The organism is Pseudomonas glycinis (genome assembly GCF_054871425.1).
Map to the genome: position 1 here is coordinate 855,435 of NZ_JBTYHF010000001.1, position 16,862 is coordinate 872,296.

The 16,862-nt window shown below is 60.6% G+C and carries 18 protein-coding genes and 1 tRNA gene; 13 read left to right on the plus strand and 6 right to left on the minus strand.

Annotated elements, in window-relative coordinates; all coding sequences use genetic code 11:
* Nucleotides 1-6: 6 nt before the first annotated feature.
* The 8 genes from phrB to ACYSTU_RS03895 are packed head-to-tail and all read left to right on the plus strand — an operon-like array spanning nt 7 to nt 6,796.
* Nucleotides 7-1,452, plus strand: coding sequence for a deoxyribodipyrimidine photo-lyase (phrB, locus tag ACYSTU_RS03860; RefSeq protein WP_136492720.1), 1,446 nt, complete (start codon nt 7-9; stop codon nt 1,450-1,452).
* Nucleotides 1,445-1,867: a nuclear transport factor 2 family protein gene (locus ACYSTU_RS03865; protein WP_123444165.1), complete on the plus strand. Its 423-nt coding sequence runs from the start codon at nt 1,445-1,447 to the stop codon at nt 1,865-1,867. The genes phrB and ACYSTU_RS03865 overlap by 8 nt, the downstream gene beginning before the upstream one ends.
* Nucleotides 1,864-2,646 carry an SDR family NAD(P)-dependent oxidoreductase gene (locus ACYSTU_RS03870; RefSeq protein ID WP_016773219.1) on the plus strand — a complete coding sequence of 261 codons (783 nt, stop codon included), beginning with the start codon at nt 1,864-1,866 and terminating at the stop codon, nt 2,644-2,646. The genes ACYSTU_RS03865 and ACYSTU_RS03870 overlap by 4 nt, the downstream gene beginning before the upstream one ends.
* On the plus strand, nt 2,643-3,890 hold the full coding sequence (locus ACYSTU_RS03875) for an NAD(P)/FAD-dependent oxidoreductase (protein ID WP_498996089.1): 1,248 nt from the start codon (nt 2,643-2,645) through the stop codon (nt 3,888-3,890). Before ACYSTU_RS03870 ends, ACYSTU_RS03875 begins: the two co-directional genes overlap by 4 nt.
* Nucleotides 3,887-4,702 (plus strand): DUF1365 domain-containing protein, encoded by an 816-nt coding sequence (locus tag ACYSTU_RS03880; protein ID WP_016773217.1) that lies wholly within the window; start codon nt 3,887-3,889, stop codon nt 4,700-4,702. The genes ACYSTU_RS03875 and ACYSTU_RS03880 overlap by 4 nt, the downstream gene beginning before the upstream one ends.
* Nucleotides 4,689-5,954, plus strand: a complete 1,266-nt coding sequence (locus ACYSTU_RS03885; RefSeq protein WP_024014288.1) for an SAM-dependent methyltransferase — start codon at nt 4,689-4,691, stop codon at nt 5,952-5,954. Before ACYSTU_RS03880 ends, ACYSTU_RS03885 begins: the two co-directional genes overlap by 14 nt.
* Complete coding sequence (locus ACYSTU_RS03890) at nt 5,947-6,438, plus strand: DUF2878 domain-containing protein (protein ID WP_136492717.1); 492 nt, start codon at nt 5,947-5,949, stop codon at nt 6,436-6,438. The genes ACYSTU_RS03885 and ACYSTU_RS03890 overlap by 8 nt, the downstream gene beginning before the upstream one ends.
* A gap of 52 nt (nt 6,439-6,490) precedes the next feature.
* The gene (locus tag ACYSTU_RS03895; RefSeq protein WP_024014290.1) at nt 6,491-6,796 is read left to right on the plus strand and encodes a YkgJ family cysteine cluster protein; all 306 of its coding nucleotides are present in this window, start codon (nt 6,491-6,493) and stop codon (nt 6,794-6,796) included.
* A gap of 134 nt (nt 6,797-6,930) precedes the next feature.
* Here the strand turns inward: ACYSTU_RS03895 and ACYSTU_RS03900 are convergent, their stop codons facing one another.
* The 6 genes from ACYSTU_RS03900 to hemA all read right to left on the minus strand — a co-directional run bounded on the left by ACYSTU_RS03900 (nt 6,931) and on the right by hemA (nt 12,290).
* Nucleotides 6,931-7,449: an acyloxyacyl hydrolase gene (locus ACYSTU_RS03900; protein ID WP_122507863.1), complete on the minus strand. Its 519-nt coding sequence runs from the start codon at nt 7,447-7,449 to the stop codon at nt 6,931-6,933.
* Between the two features lie 111 nt (nt 7,450-7,560).
* The gene (gene murI / locus ACYSTU_RS03905; RefSeq protein ID WP_130902210.1) at nt 7,561-8,352 is read right to left on the minus strand and encodes a glutamate racemase; all 792 of its coding nucleotides are present in this window, start codon (nt 8,350-8,352) and stop codon (nt 7,561-7,563) included.
* The gene (locus ACYSTU_RS03910) at nt 8,345-9,100 is read right to left on the minus strand and encodes a molybdopterin-synthase adenylyltransferase MoeB (protein ID WP_206421573.1); all 756 of its coding nucleotides are present in this window, start codon (nt 9,098-9,100) and stop codon (nt 8,345-8,347) included. The genes murI and ACYSTU_RS03910 overlap by 8 nt, the downstream gene beginning before the upstream one ends.
* Complete coding sequence (gene prmC / locus ACYSTU_RS03915; RefSeq protein ID WP_498996099.1) at nt 9,094-9,924, minus strand: peptide chain release factor N(5)-glutamine methyltransferase; 831 nt, start codon at nt 9,922-9,924, stop codon at nt 9,094-9,096. The genes ACYSTU_RS03910 and prmC overlap by 7 nt, the downstream gene beginning before the upstream one ends.
* A complete protein-coding gene (prfA, locus tag ACYSTU_RS03920; protein ID WP_130928619.1) occupies nt 9,925-11,007 on the minus strand; it encodes a peptide chain release factor 1 in 1,083 nt (360 codons plus the stop codon). It lies immediately after the preceding gene.
* Nucleotides 11,004-12,290 carry a glutamyl-tRNA reductase gene (gene hemA, locus ACYSTU_RS03925; protein ID WP_016773209.1) on the minus strand — a complete coding sequence of 429 codons (1,287 nt, stop codon included), beginning with the start codon at nt 12,288-12,290 and terminating at the stop codon, nt 11,004-11,006. The genes prfA and hemA overlap by 4 nt, the downstream gene beginning before the upstream one ends.
* A gap of 182 nt (nt 12,291-12,472) precedes the next feature.
* Between hemA and ACYSTU_RS03930 the strand changes: the two genes are divergently transcribed.
* The 5 genes from ACYSTU_RS03930 (at nt 12,473) to ACYSTU_RS03950 (ending at nt 16,772) form a co-directional block, all read left to right on the plus strand.
* Entirely contained in the window at nt 12,473-14,197 is a 1,725-nt protein-coding gene (locus tag ACYSTU_RS03930; protein ID WP_498996102.1) for a tetratricopeptide repeat protein, read from the plus strand.
* Between the two features lie 3 nt (nt 14,198-14,200).
* Complete coding sequence (lolB, locus tag ACYSTU_RS03935) at nt 14,201-14,818, plus strand: lipoprotein insertase outer membrane protein LolB (protein ID WP_016773207.1); 618 nt, start codon at nt 14,201-14,203, stop codon at nt 14,816-14,818.
* A gap of 3 nt (nt 14,819-14,821) precedes the next feature.
* Nucleotides 14,822-15,673 (plus strand): 4-(cytidine 5'-diphospho)-2-C-methyl-D-erythritol kinase, encoded by an 852-nt coding sequence (gene ispE / locus ACYSTU_RS03940; protein WP_498996104.1) that lies wholly within the window; start codon nt 14,822-14,824, stop codon nt 15,671-15,673.
* 37 nt (nt 15,674-15,710) lie between these two features.
* Nucleotides 15,711-15,785: transfer RNA gene (locus tag ACYSTU_RS03945), tRNA-Gln, on the plus strand.
* A 45-nt stretch (nt 15,786-15,830) separates the two neighbouring features.
* Complete coding sequence (locus ACYSTU_RS03950; protein ID WP_003171603.1) at nt 15,831-16,772, plus strand: ribose-phosphate pyrophosphokinase; 942 nt, start codon at nt 15,831-15,833, stop codon at nt 16,770-16,772.
* The last annotated feature ends 90 nt before the right edge of the window (nt 16,773-16,862 follow it).

Below are 16,862 nucleotides of genomic sequence, written 5' to 3' on the forward strand. Positions count from 1 at the left end.
AATCACATGCAACTGATCTGGCTGCGCAGCGACTTGCGCCAACATGACAACACCGCCCTCGCGGCCGCCGCAGCGCGCGGCCCGACTGTGGCAGTGTATCTGTTGAGTCCGCAGCAATGGCTGGAGCACGACGATGCGCCGTGCAAAGTGGATTTCTGGCTACGCAATTTGCGCGAACTGAGCCAGAGCCTCGGCGCGCTGAACATTCCGCTGTTGATTCGCAGCGCGCCGCACTGGGATCAGGCGCCAGCAGAACTGCTCAAGCTGTGCCGGCATTTGAAGATCGAGGCGGTGCACGTCAACGAGGAATACGGCGTTCACGAAAGCCGTCGTGATGAAGCCGTGGCCGAAACGTTGCGAGCCGAAGGCATCGAATTCCACAGTTACTTGGATCAGTTGCTGTTCAAACCCGGCACAGTGCTGACCAAGACCGGCACCTACTTCCAGGTGTTCAGTCAGTTTCGCAAAGTCTGCTACGAACGCCTGCATCGCTCGATGCCGGCACTGGTCAAGGCACCCGGCAAGCAGGCCGCGCTGGATATCGCCAGCGATGCAATTCCCGAGGCGGTCAAAGGCTTCGCCACGCCGAGCGAATCCCTGCGCGCCTTGTGGCCGGCCGGCGAGCAAGAGGCGCGGCGCCGCCTCGACACCTTCACCGACGCGCAGATCGATTATTACCGCAGCGAACGCGACTTCCCGGCCAAACCCGGCACCAGCCAATTGTCGGCGTACCTCGCCGCCGGGGTGATCTCGCCACGCCAGTGCCTGCACGCTGCACTGCAAAGCAATCAGGGCGAGTTCGAAAGCGGCAAGGTCGGCGCGGTGACCTGGATCAACGAGCTGCTGTGGCGCGAGTTCTATAAACACATTCTGGTCGGCTATCCACGCGTCTCCCGGCATCGCGCCTTCCGCCCGGAAACCGAGGCGCTGGCCTGGCGCGATGCGCCGGAAGAGCTCAAGGCCTGGCAGGAGGCACGCACCGGACTGCCGATCATCGACGCGGCGATGCGCCAATTGCTGGAAACCGGCTGGATGCACAATCGCCTGCGCATGGTCGTGGCGATGTTCCTGACCAAAAACCTGCTGATCGACTGGCGCGAGGGCGAACGCTTTTTCATGCGCCACCTGATCGACGGCGACCTGGCGGCCAACAACGGTGGCTGGCAGTGGAGCTCGTCGACCGGCACCGACTCGGCGCCGTACTTCCGTATCTTCAACCCGCTGAGCCAGTCGGAAAAATTCGATGCCGAAGGCGTGTTCATCAAGCACTGGTTGCCGGAACTGGCCGGGCTCAACAAGAAGGAAGTGCACAATCCGGCGGCAGCCGGAGGGCTGTTCGGCGTGGCCGATTATCCGGCGCCGATCGTTAACCTCAGCACTTCACGCGAGCGTGCGCTGACGGCGTTCAAGAACCTGCCGTCGCGCCAGCCTGTGGGCGGCAGCGATGAGTGAATTCCTGCGCAGCTTCGCCCGCGAGTTTTCCGGGTTGAACAAAGACAACCTGTATCGCCTCGGCGAGCTGTACAGCGACGACATTCATTTCACCGATCCGCTGCACGAAGTTCAGGGCCTGGCACAACTGCAGGATTACTTCAGCGAGCTGTACGCCAACGTCAGCGATCTGCGTTTCGATTTTCATGGTTTCGACCAGATCCGCGAAGGTGAGGGTTACCTGCGCTGGGTCATGAGTTATCGCCATCCGCGCCTGGCCAACGGGCGGGAAATCAGAGTCGGTGGCTGTTCGCACCTGCTCTGGCGCGACAAGGTTTATCGCCATCGGGATTATTTCGATGCCGGGGCGCTGCTGTATGAACACTTGCCAATATTGGGCCGGGTGATTGCCTGGCTGAAAAGGAGAATGGGATGAGTCGTACACCTCCACGGCGGTATTGGTTGACCGGCGCCAGCAGTGGCATCGGTGCAGCCTTGTGTGAGGACATTCTGAAAAGCGGCGCGCACCTGGCGGTCAGCTCGCGCTCGGCCGCGCCGCTCAAGGTTTTGTCCCAGCGTTATCCGGGCCAGGTGCTGGTGGTGCCCGGCGATCTGACCAACAGTCAGACCGTGCGTGAAATCGGTGAGCAGATCGCCGAGGCCTGGGGTTCGCTGGACAGCGTGATTCTCAACGCCGGCACCTGTGAATATGTCGACGCGCGCCAGTTCGATTCCTCGATCATCGAGCACGTGGTGCGCACCAATCTGCTCGCCAGCAGCTATTGCATCGAAGCCGCCCTGCCGCTGTTGCGCAAAGGCACCGCGCCGCATCTGGTCGGCATGGCCAGCTCGGTGACTTACCTGCCGCTGCCACGGGCCGAAGCCTACGGCGCATCGAAGGCCGGGCTGCGTTACCTATTCGAATCGCTGCGCATCGATCTGGCGGATGAAGGCATTGAAGTCACCATCATCAGCCCGGGTTTTGTCGAAACGCCGCTGACCGAGAGGAACGATTTCCCGATGCCGCTGAGCTGGCCTGCGGATAAAGCGGCGCGGCACATCTTCGCCAAACTCAAGGACCGTCCGCTGGAAATTGCCTTCCCCGGACTGTTCATGGCCGCGCTGTGGCCGCTGTCGAAACTGCCCGCTCGCGCGCAACTGGCGATCGGCAAACGCATGGTGCGCAAGAACCCTCCGCAGCGGGACCCGATATGAAAATCGCCGTAATTGGCAGCGGTATCGCCGGGCTCACCTGCGCCTACCTGCTGAACCGCCGCCACGACATCACTGTGTTCGAAGCGAGTGACTGGGTCGGCGGCCATACCCACACCGTACCGGTCAGCGTGGCCGGGCAATCGTTAGCCATCGATACCGGTTTCATCGTGTTCAACGACTGGACCTACCCGAACTTCATTCGCTTGCTCAGCCAGCTCGGCGTGGCGTTCAAGCCGACCGAAATGAGCTTTTCGGTAACCGATCCGGACACTGGCGTGGAATACAACGGCAACAATCTCAACAGCCTGTTCGCCCAGCGCAGCAATGTGTTGTCGCCGGGGTTCTGGGGCATGCTGCGCGACATTCTGCGCTTCAACAAAGAAGCGCAGCGCGATCTGATCGAACTGCGCATCGCCGCCGACACTACCCTCGACGATTACCTCAAGGCCGGCGGCTACGGCGAGCGTTTCATCCTGCATTACATCGTGCCGATGGGCGCGGCGATCTGGTCGATGCCGATGGCGGAAATGCTCAATTTCCCGCTGCAATTCTTCCTGCGCTTCTTCAAGAATCATGGCCTGCTCTCAGTCAGCGATCGTCCGCAGTGGCAGGTCATTGAAGGCGGTTCCAGTGCCTATGTGGCGCCGCTGACTGCTTCATTCAGCGACAGGATTCGTCTGAACTGCCCGGTCAAGCGCGTCGAGCGCAACCAGCACGGCGTAGTTATCCACAGCCCGGCCGGCCTCGAACATTTCGACAAAGTGGTGTTCGCCTGTCACAGCGATCAGGCGCTGAACCTGCTGGCCAACCCGAGCGACGCCGAGCGTTCGATTCTCGGTGCCCTGCTCTACGCCGACAACGACGTCGTGCTGCACACCGACACGCGCCTGCTGCCAACGCGCAAACTGGCCTGGGCCAGCTGGAACTATCGCCTCGGCGGCGCCGGCCATACGCGCGCGGCGGTCACGTACAACATGAACATTCTGCAGGGCATCGAGAGCGACACCACGTTCTGCGTCAGCCTCAACCAGACTGCCGGCATCAGCCCGGATAAAGTGCTGGCCCGCTATACCTACGCCCACCCGCAATACACCCTCGCCGCAGCGGCCGCGCAAAACCGTTGGGGCGAACTCGACGGCGAGCAGCACACGCATTATTGCGGCGCCTACTGGGCCAACGGCTTTCATGAAGATGGCGTGGTCAGCGGGCTGCGCGTAGCCGCCGCGTTCGGTGAAACCCTGTGAACAGCGCTCTGTACAACGGCGTCATCGGCCACCGACGTTTTTCGCCGCGCCGCCACGAATTCCGCTACCGCATCGGTTTGCTCTATCTCGACCTGAGCGAACAGGACGCCGTGCTGGCCCTGTCGCCACTGGCCGGGCGCAGCCGCTTTGCGCCGTTCTCGTTTCGCGAAACCGATTACCTGAAAGCCTTCACCGGCAAGGGCATGCGCCTGATCGACGCCGTGCGTCAGCAGGTCGGCGCAGCCATCGGTCATGAGCCACAAGGCGCGGTGTGCCTGCTGACCCAGCCGCGCAGTTGGGGGCTGTCGTTCAATCCGGTGAGTTTCTTCTACTGCCATGAAGCCGACGGGCAACTGGCGGCGATCGTTTGTGAAGTGACCAACACGCCGTGGCGCGAGCGTTATCACTATGTGCTGCCGGCGCAGACGCCGACCAGCCTGGTGGATTTCCATCAGCATTTCGCTGTGGCCAAGGCGTTTCACGTCTCGCCGTTTCTGCCCCGCGACCTCGAATACCGCATGAGCTTCAGCCCCGCTGCGCAAAGCCTTGGCGTGCACATGGCCGATTGGCAGGGCAACGAGAAACTGTTCGACGCCACGCTCAATCTGCGCCGTGAACCGCTCGATCGTCGCAGCCTGCATCGCTACCTGCGGCGCTTTCCGTGGATGACCGCAAAAACCGCTCTGGCGATTTATTGGCAAGCACTGCGACTGCTGCTCAAGCGCGCGCCGATCTTCCCTCACCAGGCTGCCGACGGCAGCTTTAAAACCGCCACTGTGCCTCCGAAGGAGCCGCACCATGAAATCCTCTAGCCTGCCGCTCGGTCGCTTCAGCACCAACGGTTTGACCGGCTCGCTGCTGCGCCGTGGCGTGTTGCGCCAATTGGCCCAGCTCAAACACGGACAATTGATGGTCGTCGAGGATGGCGAACAAATGCTTTTCGGCACCCCGGGCAGTGCTCTGCTCGGCGAAGTCCATGTACTCGACCCGGCCCTGTGGGGCATGGTCGCCAGTAGCGGCTCGATCGGCGCCGGCGAAGCATTCATCCACGGCTATTGGAGTTCGCCGGACCTGACTGCTGTGGTGCGCGTATTCGTCAGCAATCTCGATGTACTCGATGCCATGGAAGGTGGCTTGGCGCGTCTGGGCCGGCCCTTCGTACAAGGGCTGCACTGGCTCAATCGCAACACGCGCAAGGGTTCGCAGAAAAACATCGCCGCGCACTACGACCTCGGCAATGAACTGTTCGAACAGTTTCTCGACCCGACCATGATGTATTCCGCCGCCCAGTTCCTTTCGCCGAGCGACACCCTGGAACAGGCGCAATTGAACAAACTTGAACGCATCTGCCAGAAACTCGCGCTCAAGCCCAGCGACCACCTGCTGGAAATCGGCACCGGTTGGGGCAGCATGGCCCTGTACGCAGCGCAGCATTACGGTTGCCGCGTGACCACTACGACGCTGTCGAAAGAGCAGTTCGCGTTCACTGCCAAGCGCATCGAACAACTCGGCTTGCAAGATCGCGTCACCCTGCTGCTCAAGGACTACCGCGACCTCAGCGGCGAGTACGACAAACTGGTGTCGATCGAGATGATCGAAGCGGTCGGCCATCGGTTCCTGCCGACCTACTTCAAGCAATGCGCGCACTTGCTCAAGAGCAACGGCCTGATGCTGCTCCAGGCGATCACCATTCGCGAGCAACGCTACGAACAGGCCAAGCGCAGCGTCGACTTTATCCAGCGCTACATCTTCCCCGGCGGCGCACTGCCCTCGGTGCACAAGATGCTCGATGTGGTCAGCCGCGAAACCGACATGAACCTGCTGCACATGGAGGATTTCGGCCTGCATTACGCCAAGACACTGCGCCTGTGGCACGAGAACTTTCGCCTCGCCCACGGTCGCCTGAGCGAACTGGGCTACGACGATTATTTCCTGCGTTTGTGGGAGTTCTATCTGTGCTACTGCGAGGGCGGATTCCTCGAACGCACCATCGGCACCGCGCAATTGCTGCTGGCCAAACCGGCGGCGATGACCGCGCCGTTGCTCGGGCGCTTCGATGCGTGAGCGAATCGCCAATGCCGTGCTGTTTCAGCTCGGCTGGCTGGCCTGCGTGCTCGGCGGCAACAGTTTGTGGCTGTTGCTGGCGGTGGCGGCGCTGGTGATTCATCTGCGCTGGATCAGCAGTTGGGCGGCGGAAGGTCGTTTGATTCTGTGCATAGTGATTGTCGGCACGGCGGTGGACAGTGTCCTACGTTACCTCGACGTGTTCCGCTTTGCAGACGCCTCACCGCTGATTCCGCTGTGGCTGATGCTGCTCTGGGCGCTGCTCGCCACCACGTTGCGCCACTGCCTGGCCTGGAGCGCGCGGCCATGGTGGCTGGCCAGCGCACTTGGCGCGGTGGGCGGCGCACTGTCGTACTACGCTGGCGGACGCCTGGCGGGCGTGCAATTTCCCTATGGCGAGGCGGCGACGCTGATCGTTATCGGGCTGCTCTGGGCAGGCTTGTTCCCACTGCTGCATTTGATGGCGCGGCGTCTGGCGCCGTGAGCGTCCGTCAGCGCTTTCACACCCACGGCGATCACTGCCTTACACTGCCACGATGAAAACCATCCCCCACACCCAAATTGCCGAACCGGCGGTCACCTGCTCGACCTGTGCGGCGTGCTGCTGCCAGCTCGAAGTGATGCTGATCACCGACACCGGCGTGCCTGATCGCTTTATCGATACCGATGAATGGGGCGGTGAAGTGATGCTGCGTCTGGACGACGGCTGGTGCGCGGCACTGGATCGCGACAGCATGATGTGCACGATCTATGAACGACGCCCGCTGATTTGCCGCGAGTTTGAAATGGGCGCGCCGGAGTGCATCGAAGAGCGCCGGGGTATTGCGACAGCCTACCGCTGATTTCTTTGACAACGCAGAAACAACTGTGGGAGCGAGCCTGCTCGCGAAGGCGGTGTGTCAGCCACCATTTGAATGACTGACACTCGGCTTTCGCGAGCAGGCTCGCTCCCACGTTGGTTCCGCGTAGCGGCGTGTTACAGCGGCATTGTGTAATGCAGCGCGTAGCTTTCTACACCATCGTTGTCGCTGGACAGGCCGGCGTTGGAGTAGTGCGTGGCGCGGATGCCGACTTCGTGACCGCCGTTGAAGCGCAGGCCGACACCGATGCGGTCTTCGAACTGGAAGGAACCGCCCAGCTTGTTGCTCTCATATTCGGTGTTGGAGAAGAACGCCGCGCCGATACCCGCTTCCACGTACGGTTTGACCGACTGACCGGCAAACTCGTAAACGAATACAGGCGAGAACGACAGGCTGTTGTTGCTGGAAGTCTTGTCACCTTCCCAATACGTGTACGCACCGCTCCAGTAGCCGGTCAGGCGACCAACGTCGCTCTGCAGCCAGCTCTTGTCCCAGTCGAAATTCATGCCTAAGCGATACGTCATTGTCGAATCGCTGGTACCGCCGACGGCGAATTCAACGCCAGCGGCTTGTGCAGAAATGCTTTGCCCCATCAGTGCGGCCGCAATCGCGGCCAAGCAGAATAGTCGCTTCACTTTGAAACTTCCTTTTCCGGAACGATCGTTTGGTTTTTAGTTGCTGCTGTCGCTATAGAAATCCGCGCTTGGTCAGAAGTTCAGCGTTTTTTAAGTTATTTCACATTTTTTTTACAAGTCGAAGTTTTGCACATTCGACGCAGTTTGGCCCAGCAACGGTAGGATTTTTCTGAGGGATTGCGGATCGCCGCTGGTCCAGAACTTCACCGGCTGGCTCGGACGTTGCGCCAGCAGATCACGCTCGGCGAGCAAGCGCTGCAACTGCCGGGCCACGGCAGCTCCGGTATCGATCAGGCTGACATCGTCGGCGATCATCGACCTGAGTAACGACTTGAGGAAGGGATAATGGGTGCAGCCAAGAATGATTGTGTCGCAGTTTTGCGCCAGCAATGGAGCGACGTAACCTTGCAATAAAGTGCGTAATTCGGCGCTGTGCAGATCACCCGTTTCGATCAGTTCGACCAGTCCCGGACAGGGCTGGGTGATGACTTTTATGTCAGCCGCGAAACGATCGAGCAACGCGGCAAACTTTGCGCTCTGCAACGTGCCGGTCGTGGCCAGAACGCCAACCACGCCGCTTCGCGTGGCCGCTGCGGCCGGTTTGACCGCCGGTTCCATGCCGACAATCGGCCAGTCCGGGAAATCACGACGCAGATCGGCCACACCGGCCACGGTCGCTGTGTTGCAGGCCAGCACCAAAGCCTTGGCACCCTGCTCGCGAAAAAATCCTGCCATCGCACTGCAACGCTGGCGGATGAATTCCGGGGTTTTCTCGCCGTAAGGAATGTGCCCGCAATCGGCGACGTAAAGCAGCGATTCGTTGGGCAGCAAGCGCTGAATTTCGCCGAGGACCGACAAGCCGCCGACCCCGGAATCGAACACGCCGATCGGCGCTTCACGCATGGCGGACGCCACAGACGCTGCAACCCGGATCACGCTTGACCCGTAATTCCCGGAAGCGCGAGCCCAAGGCGTCGATCAACAACAGTCGCCCCACCAAGGGTTCGCCAAAGCCGACCAGTACTTTCAACGCTTCCAGCGCCTGCAAGCTGCCGACCAGACCGACCAATGGCCCGACCACGCCGGCCTCGCTGCAGGTCAGTTCGGCTTCGCTGCCGTGTCCGTACAGGCAGTGGTAGCAAGGGCTTTCGGCACGCCGTGGATCGAACACTGACAGCTGCCCTTCCAGACGAATCGCCGCGCCACTGACCAGTGGCTTGCACGCGGCAACACAAGCGGCGTTAACCGCCTCGCGCGTGGAAAAGTTGTCCGAGCAATCGAGCACCAGATCCACCGCCGCCACCGCTGCGGCGAGGGAATCGGCGTCCAGCGCCTGACGATGGGCGACCAGTTGAATCTCGGGATTGATCGCGCCCAGGCGCTTGAGCGCCGAGTCGACCTTGGACATGCCGACACTGTCGGTGTCGTGAATGATCTGCCGTTGCAGGTTGGTCAGATCGACCGTGTCGAAATCCGCCAGATGCAACTCGCCGACGCCCGCTGCCGCCAGATACAACGCCACCGGCGCGCCGAGACCGCCAAGGCCGACGATCAGCACGCGGCTGGCCTTGAGCTTCAGTTGCCCGTCGATGTCGACGTGTTGCAGCAGAATCTGCCGGCTGTAGCGCAGCAATTCCTGATCATTCAGCACGGCAGGCGCCCCAGACTGATGCGTTGATGGCCGCCCAGATCGGTGCGGCTGTGGACTTCTTCAAAGCCACGAGTGAGCAGCAGGTCACGCACGGCTTCGGCCTGATCATAGCCGTGTTCGAGCATCAGCCAGCCGCCGGCTTCAAGATGATCCGGCGCCTGCGCAACAATCAGGCGCAGATCATCGAGGCCATCTTCACCGGCGATCAGCGCACTGGCCGGTTCGAAGCGTACATCTCCCTCGACCAGATGCGGATCGGTGGCGGCAATGTACGGCGGGTTGCTGATGATCAGTTGAAAGCGCTGGCCTGCAAGTGCGCTGAACCAATGGCTGCTCAGCACCGTAGCGTTGTTCAGGTGCAGACGCTGGCGGTTGCGTTCGGCCAGGGCCACGGCTTCAAGCACACGATCCACGGCGGTGACTTTCCACGCCGGGCGTTCGCTGGCCAAAGCCAAAGCAATCGCACCACTGCCGGTGCCCAGATCGAGGACCTTGGCCGGGGTTGCCGGCAGCAGCTCAAGGGCTGCCTCTACCAAAAGTTCTGTATCGGAACGCGGGATCAGCGTGTGCGGCGCGACTTCCAGATCGAGTTTCCAGAAGCCCTGCTGGCCGAGAATGTAGGCCACCGGCTCGCCGCTACGCCGCCGTTGCAGATATTCGGCAAAGGTCAGCGCAGCCTCGCTCGGCACGATGCGCTCGGGCCAGGTGTGCAGGAAGCTGCGCGACTTGCCCAGTGCGGCGGCCAGGAGCAATTCAGCGTCCAGACGTGCAGTCGGCGAGTCCGGCAACTCAGCAGCGCGCAACAGGCTGGCGATGATGGTCATTTATTCACCTATCGCTGCGAGTTGGTCAGCCTGATATTCGGCCAGCAACGGCTCGATCACGGCTTCGACGCCACCGGCGAGAATTTCATCCAGGGAATACAGGGTCAGGTTGACGCGATGGTCGGTGACCCGGCCCTGAGCGTAGTTGTAGGTGCGGATACGCTCGGAACGATCGCCGGAACCGACCAGCAACTTGCGCTCACTGGCAATCGCGTTGGCTGCCGCTGCGTTCTGCTGATCGTTGAGTTTTGCCGACAGCCACGCCATCGCCCGGGCACGGTTCTTGTGCTGGGAGCGTTCTTCCTGACACTCGACGACGGTGCCGGTCGGGATGTGGGTAATGCGGATCGCCGAGTCGGTGGTGTTGACGTGCTGACCACCGGCCCCGGAGGAACGGTAAGTGTCGACACGCAGATCCGCCGGGTTGATCTCGATGGCTTCGCGCTCGTCCGGCTCGGGCAATACCGCCACGGTGCAGGCCGACGTGTGGATCCGGCCCTGGGATTCGGTGGCGGGTACGCGCTGGACGCGGTGTGCGCCGGACTCGAATTTCAACTTGCCGTAAACGTTGTCGCCTTCAATGCGCGCGATGACTTCTTTATAGCCACCGTGTTCGCCTTCGTTTTCCGAGAGGATCTCGACGCGCCAGCCACGCCGCTCGGCATAACGCGAGTACATGCGGAACAGGTCGCCGGAGAAGATCGCCGCCTCGTCGCCACCGGTGCCGGCGCGAATTTCGAGGAACACGTTACGCCCGTCATTCGGATCTTTAGGCAGCAGCATGCGCTGCAGATCGGATTCCAGCGTGACCAGCAACTCCTTGGCTTCGCGAACTTCTTCCACGGCCATTTCGCGCATGTCCGGGTCGTTGTCCTTGAGCAGCGCCTGCGCGCCTTCAAGATCGCTTTGGACGCCGAGCAGCTTTTTATAGGCGGCCACTACCGGCTCGAGTTCGGCGTACTCCTTGGAATAGGCGCGGAACCTGGCCTGATCGGCAATGACTTCACCGTCGCCGAGCAGCGCGGTCAGTTCCTCGAAACGGTCCTGGAGAATGTCCAGCTTGTTGAGCAGTGACGCTTTCATTGCGGTTTTTTATCCGAAAAACTATCCGGTGAGCCCTCAAGGGCAAAGAGTTCCTGGGCCATGGCCAGCGCATCGAGGCGGCCTTCGGCAGACAGCTTTTTCAACTGCACACTGGGCGCATGCAAGAGTTTGTTGGTCAGGCCACGGGCCAGTTGCCCGAGCACGTCTTCGGCGTTGCCGCCGTTGGCCAGCAGACGCAGGGCCTTCTGCAATTCTTCGTCTCGCAGGCGTTCGCTCTGTTGACGATAGGCCTTGAGCACATCGACTGCCGCCAGTTCGCGCAAGCGCACCATGAAATCGTCAGCGCCGACCGAGACCATTTCCTCCGCTGCCTGGGCTGCACCCTGGCGGCTCTTGAGGTTCTCGGCGACCACTTCGTGGAGATCGTCGACGCTGTACAGGTAAACGTCGTCGAGTTCGCCGACTTCCGGCTCGATATCGCGCGGTACCGCAATGTCGACCATGAAAATCGGCTTGTGCTTGCGCAGCTTCAGCGCACTTTCCACCGCACCCTTGCCGAGGATCGGCAACTGGCTGGCGGTCGAACTGATGACGATGTCGCTGCGCACCAGTTCCGCCGGAATGTCCGAGAGCAGTACCGCGTGAGCGCCGAATTGCTCGGCCAACTGACTGGCGCGCTCCAGCGTGCGGTTGGCGACGACGATGCGCTTGACCCCCAGCTCATGCAAATGGCGCGCGACCAGCGTAATCGTCTCGCCGGCACCGATCAGCAGCGCCTGGCTGCGTTGCAGATCGCTGAAAATCTGTTTCGCCAGGCTCACCGCAGCAAACGCCACCGACACCGGGTTCTCGCCGATCGCAGTATCGGTACGCACCTGCTTGGCGGCATTGAACGTTGCCTGAAACAGCCGCCCCAGCAGCGGACCGATGGTGCCGGCCTCGCGGGCCACGGCGTAGGCCGATTTCATCTGGCCGAGAATCTGCGGTTCGCCCAGCACCAGCGAGTCGAGCCCGGAAGCGACGCGCATCATGTGACGAACAGCCGCATCGTCTTCATGCACATAGGCACTGGCGCGCAGTTCGTCGAGGCTCAGATGGTGATAATCGGCCAGCCAGCGCAGCACGACATCGGCCGAGAGCTGATCCTGTTCTATATAAAGCTCACTGCGATTGCAGGTGGAGAGGATCGCTGCTTCGCGGCTGTCGGTCAGTCGGCAGAGCTGCTGCAAGGCCTCCACCAGCTGCTCAGGGGTAAAGGCCACGCGCTCGCGGACGTCTACTGAAGCAGTCTTGTGGTTAATACCGAGTGCAAGGAAGGCCATTCAAGGTCGCTGGTGGTGACGTGAAGCCGGCAATTGTCCTACTTCGAAAGATTCAGAACAACTACCGCTGACTATTGTCCCAATCGTCAGCCCCTATAATGGCCACAATTGAGTCTCGGTTATGTTTGGCCGAAGGCTTGTGTCATGATGATCCGACCGCAGGTTAGTCGTCCTCTTCCTATATGAATAGATCTTCCGCGTTGCTCCTCGCTTTTGTCTTCCTCAGCGGCTGCCAGGCCATGGCGCCCGTTGCGCCGGACGGCACCCCGCCGGTCGAAGACACCACGCCCGCACCTGAAAAGCCCAAGGTTTACGGCTCATTCAGCGAGGAAACCGTGTTCAGTCTGCTGAGCGCCGAACTCGCCGGCCAGCGCAATCGTTTCGACATTGCCCTGGACAATTACGTGACCCAGGCCATCAACACCCAGGATCCGGGCGTCTCCGAGCGGGCTTTCCGCATCGCCGAATATCTGGGCGCCGATCAACCGGCCCTCGACACCGCGCTGATCTGGGCCCGCAACGCTCCGGACGATCTCGAAGCGCAACGCGCCGCCGCCGTGCAGCTGGCCCGCGCCGGGCGCTACGACGACTCCATGGTCTACATGGAGAAAGTCCTGCAGGGCAAGGGCGACACCCATTTCGATTTCCTTGCGTTGTCGGCGGCCGACACCGATCAGGAAACCCGCAACGGTCTGATGAAAAGCTTCGACCGTTTGCTTGAGCGCCACCCGAACAACAATCAGCTGATTTTCGGCAAGGCCCTGCTGTTGCAGCAGGACGGCGACAATCAAGGTGCGCTTACTCTGCTTGAAGACAATCCGCCGGAAGACGGCGAGATCGCACCGATTCTGCTGCGTGCGCGCCTGCTTCAGTTGCTCAACCGTGGCGACGAAGCACTGCCGCTGTTGCAGAAAAGCATCAGAAAATACCCGGAAGACAAGCGCCTGCGCCTGACTTACGCGCGCATGCTCGTCGAACAGGACCGCATGGACGACGCCAAGACAGAATTCTCCACCCTCGTTCAGCAATACCCGGAAGACGATGAACTGCGTTATTCGCTGGCGCTGGTGTGCCTGGAAGCCAAGGCGTGGGATGAGGCCAAAGGTTATCTGGAAGACCTGATCGCTCGCGAAAGCCACGTCGATTCAGCGCATCTGAATCTCGGCCGGATTGCCGAAGAGCGCAACGACCCGCAAGGCGCGCTCATCGAGTATGCCCAGGTCGGCCCGGGCAATGACTATCTGCCGGCACAGCTGCGTCAGGCCGATATCCTGATGAGCAACGGCAAAACCGCCGAAGCGCAGAGCAAACTGGCGGCCGAGCGTGACGAGCAGCCCGACTACGCGATCCAGCTGTATCTGATCGAATCGGAAACCCTGTCGGCCAATAAACAGGACGACAAGGCCTGGAAGGTTCTGCAACAAGCGCTGCAGAAATACCCGGACGATCTCAACCTGCTTTACACCCGCGCCATGCTCGCGGAGAAACGCAATGATCTGGCGCAGATGGAGAAAGACCTGCGCCTGATCATCAAGCGCGACCCGGACAACGCCATGGCGCTCAATGCACTGGGCTACACCTTGTCCGATCGCACCACCCGCTACGCTGAAGCGAAAACGCTGATCGAGCAGGCGCACCAGATCAATCCGGAAGACCCGGCGGTACTCGACAGCCTCGGCTGGGTGAACTATCGCCTGGGCAATCTGGACGACGCGGAGAAATACCTGCGCCAGGCGCTCGAGCGTTTCCCCGACCATGAAGTCGCCGCGCACCTTGGCGAAGTCCTCTGGGCCAAGGGCAATCAACGCGAAGCCAAACAAGTGTGGGGCAAGTTCCTCAAGGATCAGCCCGACAGCACCATTCTGCGCAGCACCATCAAGCGCCTGACCGGATCCGAGAATCTTTAAACCATGCTTTTGCGCCACGTTATTGTTTTCAGCTTCATCGCCCTGCTCGCCGGTTGCTCGGGTTTTGGCACTCGCGAATCAGTCGAGGGTCACGGCAGCCCGGCTCAATGGGCAGCGAACAAACAGCAACTGACCGGCCTTGATGGCTGGCAGATCGACGGCAAGATCGGCATCCGCGCGCCGAAGGATTCCGGCAGCGGCACGCTGTTCTGGCTGCAGCGTCAGGATTACTACGACATTCGCCTGTCCGGCCCGCTGGGTCGTGGCGCGGCACGCCTGACCGGGCGCCCGGGCAAGGTGTCGCTGGAAGTCGCCAACCAGGGCCGCTACGAATCGCAATCTCCTGAAGCCCTGCTCGAAGAACAGCTGGGCTGGAAATTGCCGGTATCCAATCTGGCCTGGTGGGTTCGTGGCCTGCCCGCGCCGGAAAGCAAGAGTCGCTTGAACCTGGACGCCGACAGTCGTCTGGCCAGCCTTGAGCAGGACGGCTGGAAAGTCGAATACACCGCCTACACCGAACAGAATGGTTACTGGCTGCCCGAGCGCATCAAGCTGCACGGCACCGACCTTGACGTAACGCTGGTGATCAAGACCTGGCAACCGCGCAAGTTGGGGCAATAAAGCATGACCGCTGCACGCCTGACCCTGCCCTCGCCGGCCAAACTCAACTTGATGCTGCACATTCTCGGTCGCCGTGAAGACGGTTATCACGAATTGCAGACGCTGTTTCAGTTCCTCGATTACGGCGATGAAATCACTTTCGCCGTGCGCGATGACGGCGTGATTCAACTGCACACCGAGTTCGCCGGCGTGCCCCACGACAGCAACCTGATCGTGCGCGCGGCGAAAATGTTGCAGCAACAATCCGGCTGCGCGCTCGGCATCGACATCTGGATCGACAAAGTCCTGCCCATGGGCGGCGGCATCGGTGGCGGCAGTTCGAATGCGGCGACGACCCTGCTCGGGCTCAACCATTTGTGGCAACTGGGCTGGGATGGAGATCGCCTGGCGGAACTGGGCCTGTCACTCGGTGCCGACGTACCGGTGTTCGTCCGTGGCCATGCGGCATTTGCCGAGGGCGTCGGCGAGAAACTGACCCCGGTCGACCCCGAAGAACCGTGGTATCTGGTGCTCGTGCCGCAAGTCGCTGTTAGTACGGCAGAAATTTTTTCCGATCCTTTGTTGACACGTAACACACCGCCCATTAAAGTGCGCCCCGTTCCCGAGGGAAACAGTCGAAATGACTGCTTGCCGGTGGTAGCAAGGCGTTATCCAGAGGTACGTAACGCATTGGATTTGTTAGGTAAATTTACCGAAGCAAAGCTCACCGGAACTGGAAGTTGTGTGTTTGGGGGCTTCCCAAGCAAAGCTGAAGCTGATAAAGTCTCGGCCCTTCTGACAGAGACCCTTACAGGGTTTGTAGCGAAAGGAAGCAACGTTTCGATGTTGCATCGCAAGCTGCAAAGTCTGCTCTAAAGGAATCAAGTGCCCGGCACTTGAAAGCAACAGATACAGGGGCGTCGCCAAGCGGTAAGGCAGCAGGTTTTGATCCTGCCATGCGTTGGTTCGAATCCAGCCGCCCCTGCCATTTTCTCTACTCATCCAGGTTACCCTCAGCCTCTAGGTACTGCGCGTGTCCAAGATGATGGTCTTTACGGGGAATGCCAACCCCGATCTGGCTCGGCGTGTCGTACGTCAGCTGCATATCCCTCTCGGTGACATCTCTGTCGGCAAGTTTTCCGACGGCGAAATCACAGCCGAGATCAATGAAAACGTTCGCGGTAAAGACGTCTTCATTATTCAGCCGACCTGCGCTCCGACCAACGATAACCTGATGGAACTGGTAGTGATGGCTGACGCCTTCCGCCGCTCCTCGGCTACTCGTATCACTGCTGTTATTCCTTATTTTGGTTATGCCCGTCAGGATCGCCGTCCGCGTTCCGCACGTGTGGCTATCAGCGCGAAAGTCGTTGCTGACATGCTTACCGTAGTCGGCATCGACCGTGTTCTCACGGTTGATCTGCATGCTGACCAGATTCAGGGCTTCTTCGATATTCCGGTAGATAACATCTACGGCTCCCCGGTTCTGGTGGATGACATCGAAGATCAGCGCTTCGAAAACCTGATGATCGTGTCCCCGGACATTGGTGGCGTCGTGCGTGCACGGGCTGTTGCCAAGTCGCTGGGCGTCGATCTCGGGATCATCGACAAACGCCGTGAGAAAGCCAATCACTCTGAAGTGATGCATATCATCGGTGATGTCGAAGGGCGTACCTGTATTCTCGTCGATGACATGGTCGATACCGCCGGCACCCTGTGCCACGCGGCCAAGGCCCTGAAAGAGCATGGCGCAGCCAAGGTCTTTGCCTACTGCACACACCCTGTGCTGTCGGGCCGGGCCATCGAGAATATCGAAAATTCCGTGCTGGACGAGCTGGTAGTGACCAACACCATCCCGCTGTCCGCTGCAGCACAAGCCTGTGCACGTATCCGTCAACTGGATATCGCACCGGTTGTTGCCGAAGCGGTTCGCCGCATCAGCAATGAAGAATCGATCAGCGCGATGTTCCGTTAAGGGCCCTGCCCTTCGCGAAATGTCTCGTTGACGAAAAGCGCCCCGCCCCGGCATTCCTGTCGGGGCGGGGCTTTTTTGCCCATACCGTGT

Coding starts and splice junctions, on each gene's coding strand:
- ACYSTU_RS03885 (WP_024014288.1), top strand. CDS start 4,689: ATGAAATCCTCTAGCCTGCCGCTCGGTCGCTTCAGCACCAACGGTTTG.
- ispE (WP_498996104.1), top strand. CDS start 14,822: ATGACCGCTGCACGCCTGACCCTGCCCTCGCCGGCCAAACTCAACTTG.
- ACYSTU_RS03930 (WP_498996102.1), top strand. CDS start 12,473: ATGAATAGATCTTCCGCGTTGCTCCTCGCTTTTGTCTTCCTCAGCGGC.
- hemA (WP_016773209.1), bottom strand. CDS start 12,290: ATGGCCTTCCTTGCACTCGGTATTAACCACAAGACTGCTTCAGTAGAC.
- ACYSTU_RS03895 (WP_024014290.1), top strand. CDS start 6,491: ATGAAAACCATCCCCCACACCCAAATTGCCGAACCGGCGGTCACCTGC.
- murI (WP_130902210.1), bottom strand. CDS start 8,352: ATGCGTGAAGCGCCGATCGGCGTGTTCGATTCCGGGGTCGGCGGCTTG.
- ACYSTU_RS03865 (WP_123444165.1), top strand. CDS start 1,445: ATGAGTGAATTCCTGCGCAGCTTCGCCCGCGAGTTTTCCGGGTTGAAC.
- ACYSTU_RS03870 (WP_016773219.1), top strand. CDS start 1,864: ATGAGTCGTACACCTCCACGGCGGTATTGGTTGACCGGCGCCAGCAGT.
- prfA (WP_130928619.1), bottom strand. CDS start 11,007: ATGAAAGCGTCACTGCTCAACAAGCTGGACATTCTCCAGGACCGTTTC.
- lolB (WP_016773207.1), top strand. CDS start 14,201: ATGCTTTTGCGCCACGTTATTGTTTTCAGCTTCATCGCCCTGCTCGCC.
- ACYSTU_RS03875 (WP_498996089.1), top strand. CDS start 2,643: ATGAAAATCGCCGTAATTGGCAGCGGTATCGCCGGGCTCACCTGCGCC.
- phrB (WP_136492720.1), top strand. CDS start 7: ATGCAACTGATCTGGCTGCGCAGCGACTTGCGCCAACATGACAACACC.
- prmC (WP_498996099.1), bottom strand. CDS start 9,924: ATGACCATCATCGCCAGCCTGTTGCGCGCTGCTGAGTTGCCGGACTCG.
- ACYSTU_RS03890 (WP_136492717.1), top strand. CDS start 5,947: ATGCGTGAGCGAATCGCCAATGCCGTGCTGTTTCAGCTCGGCTGGCTG.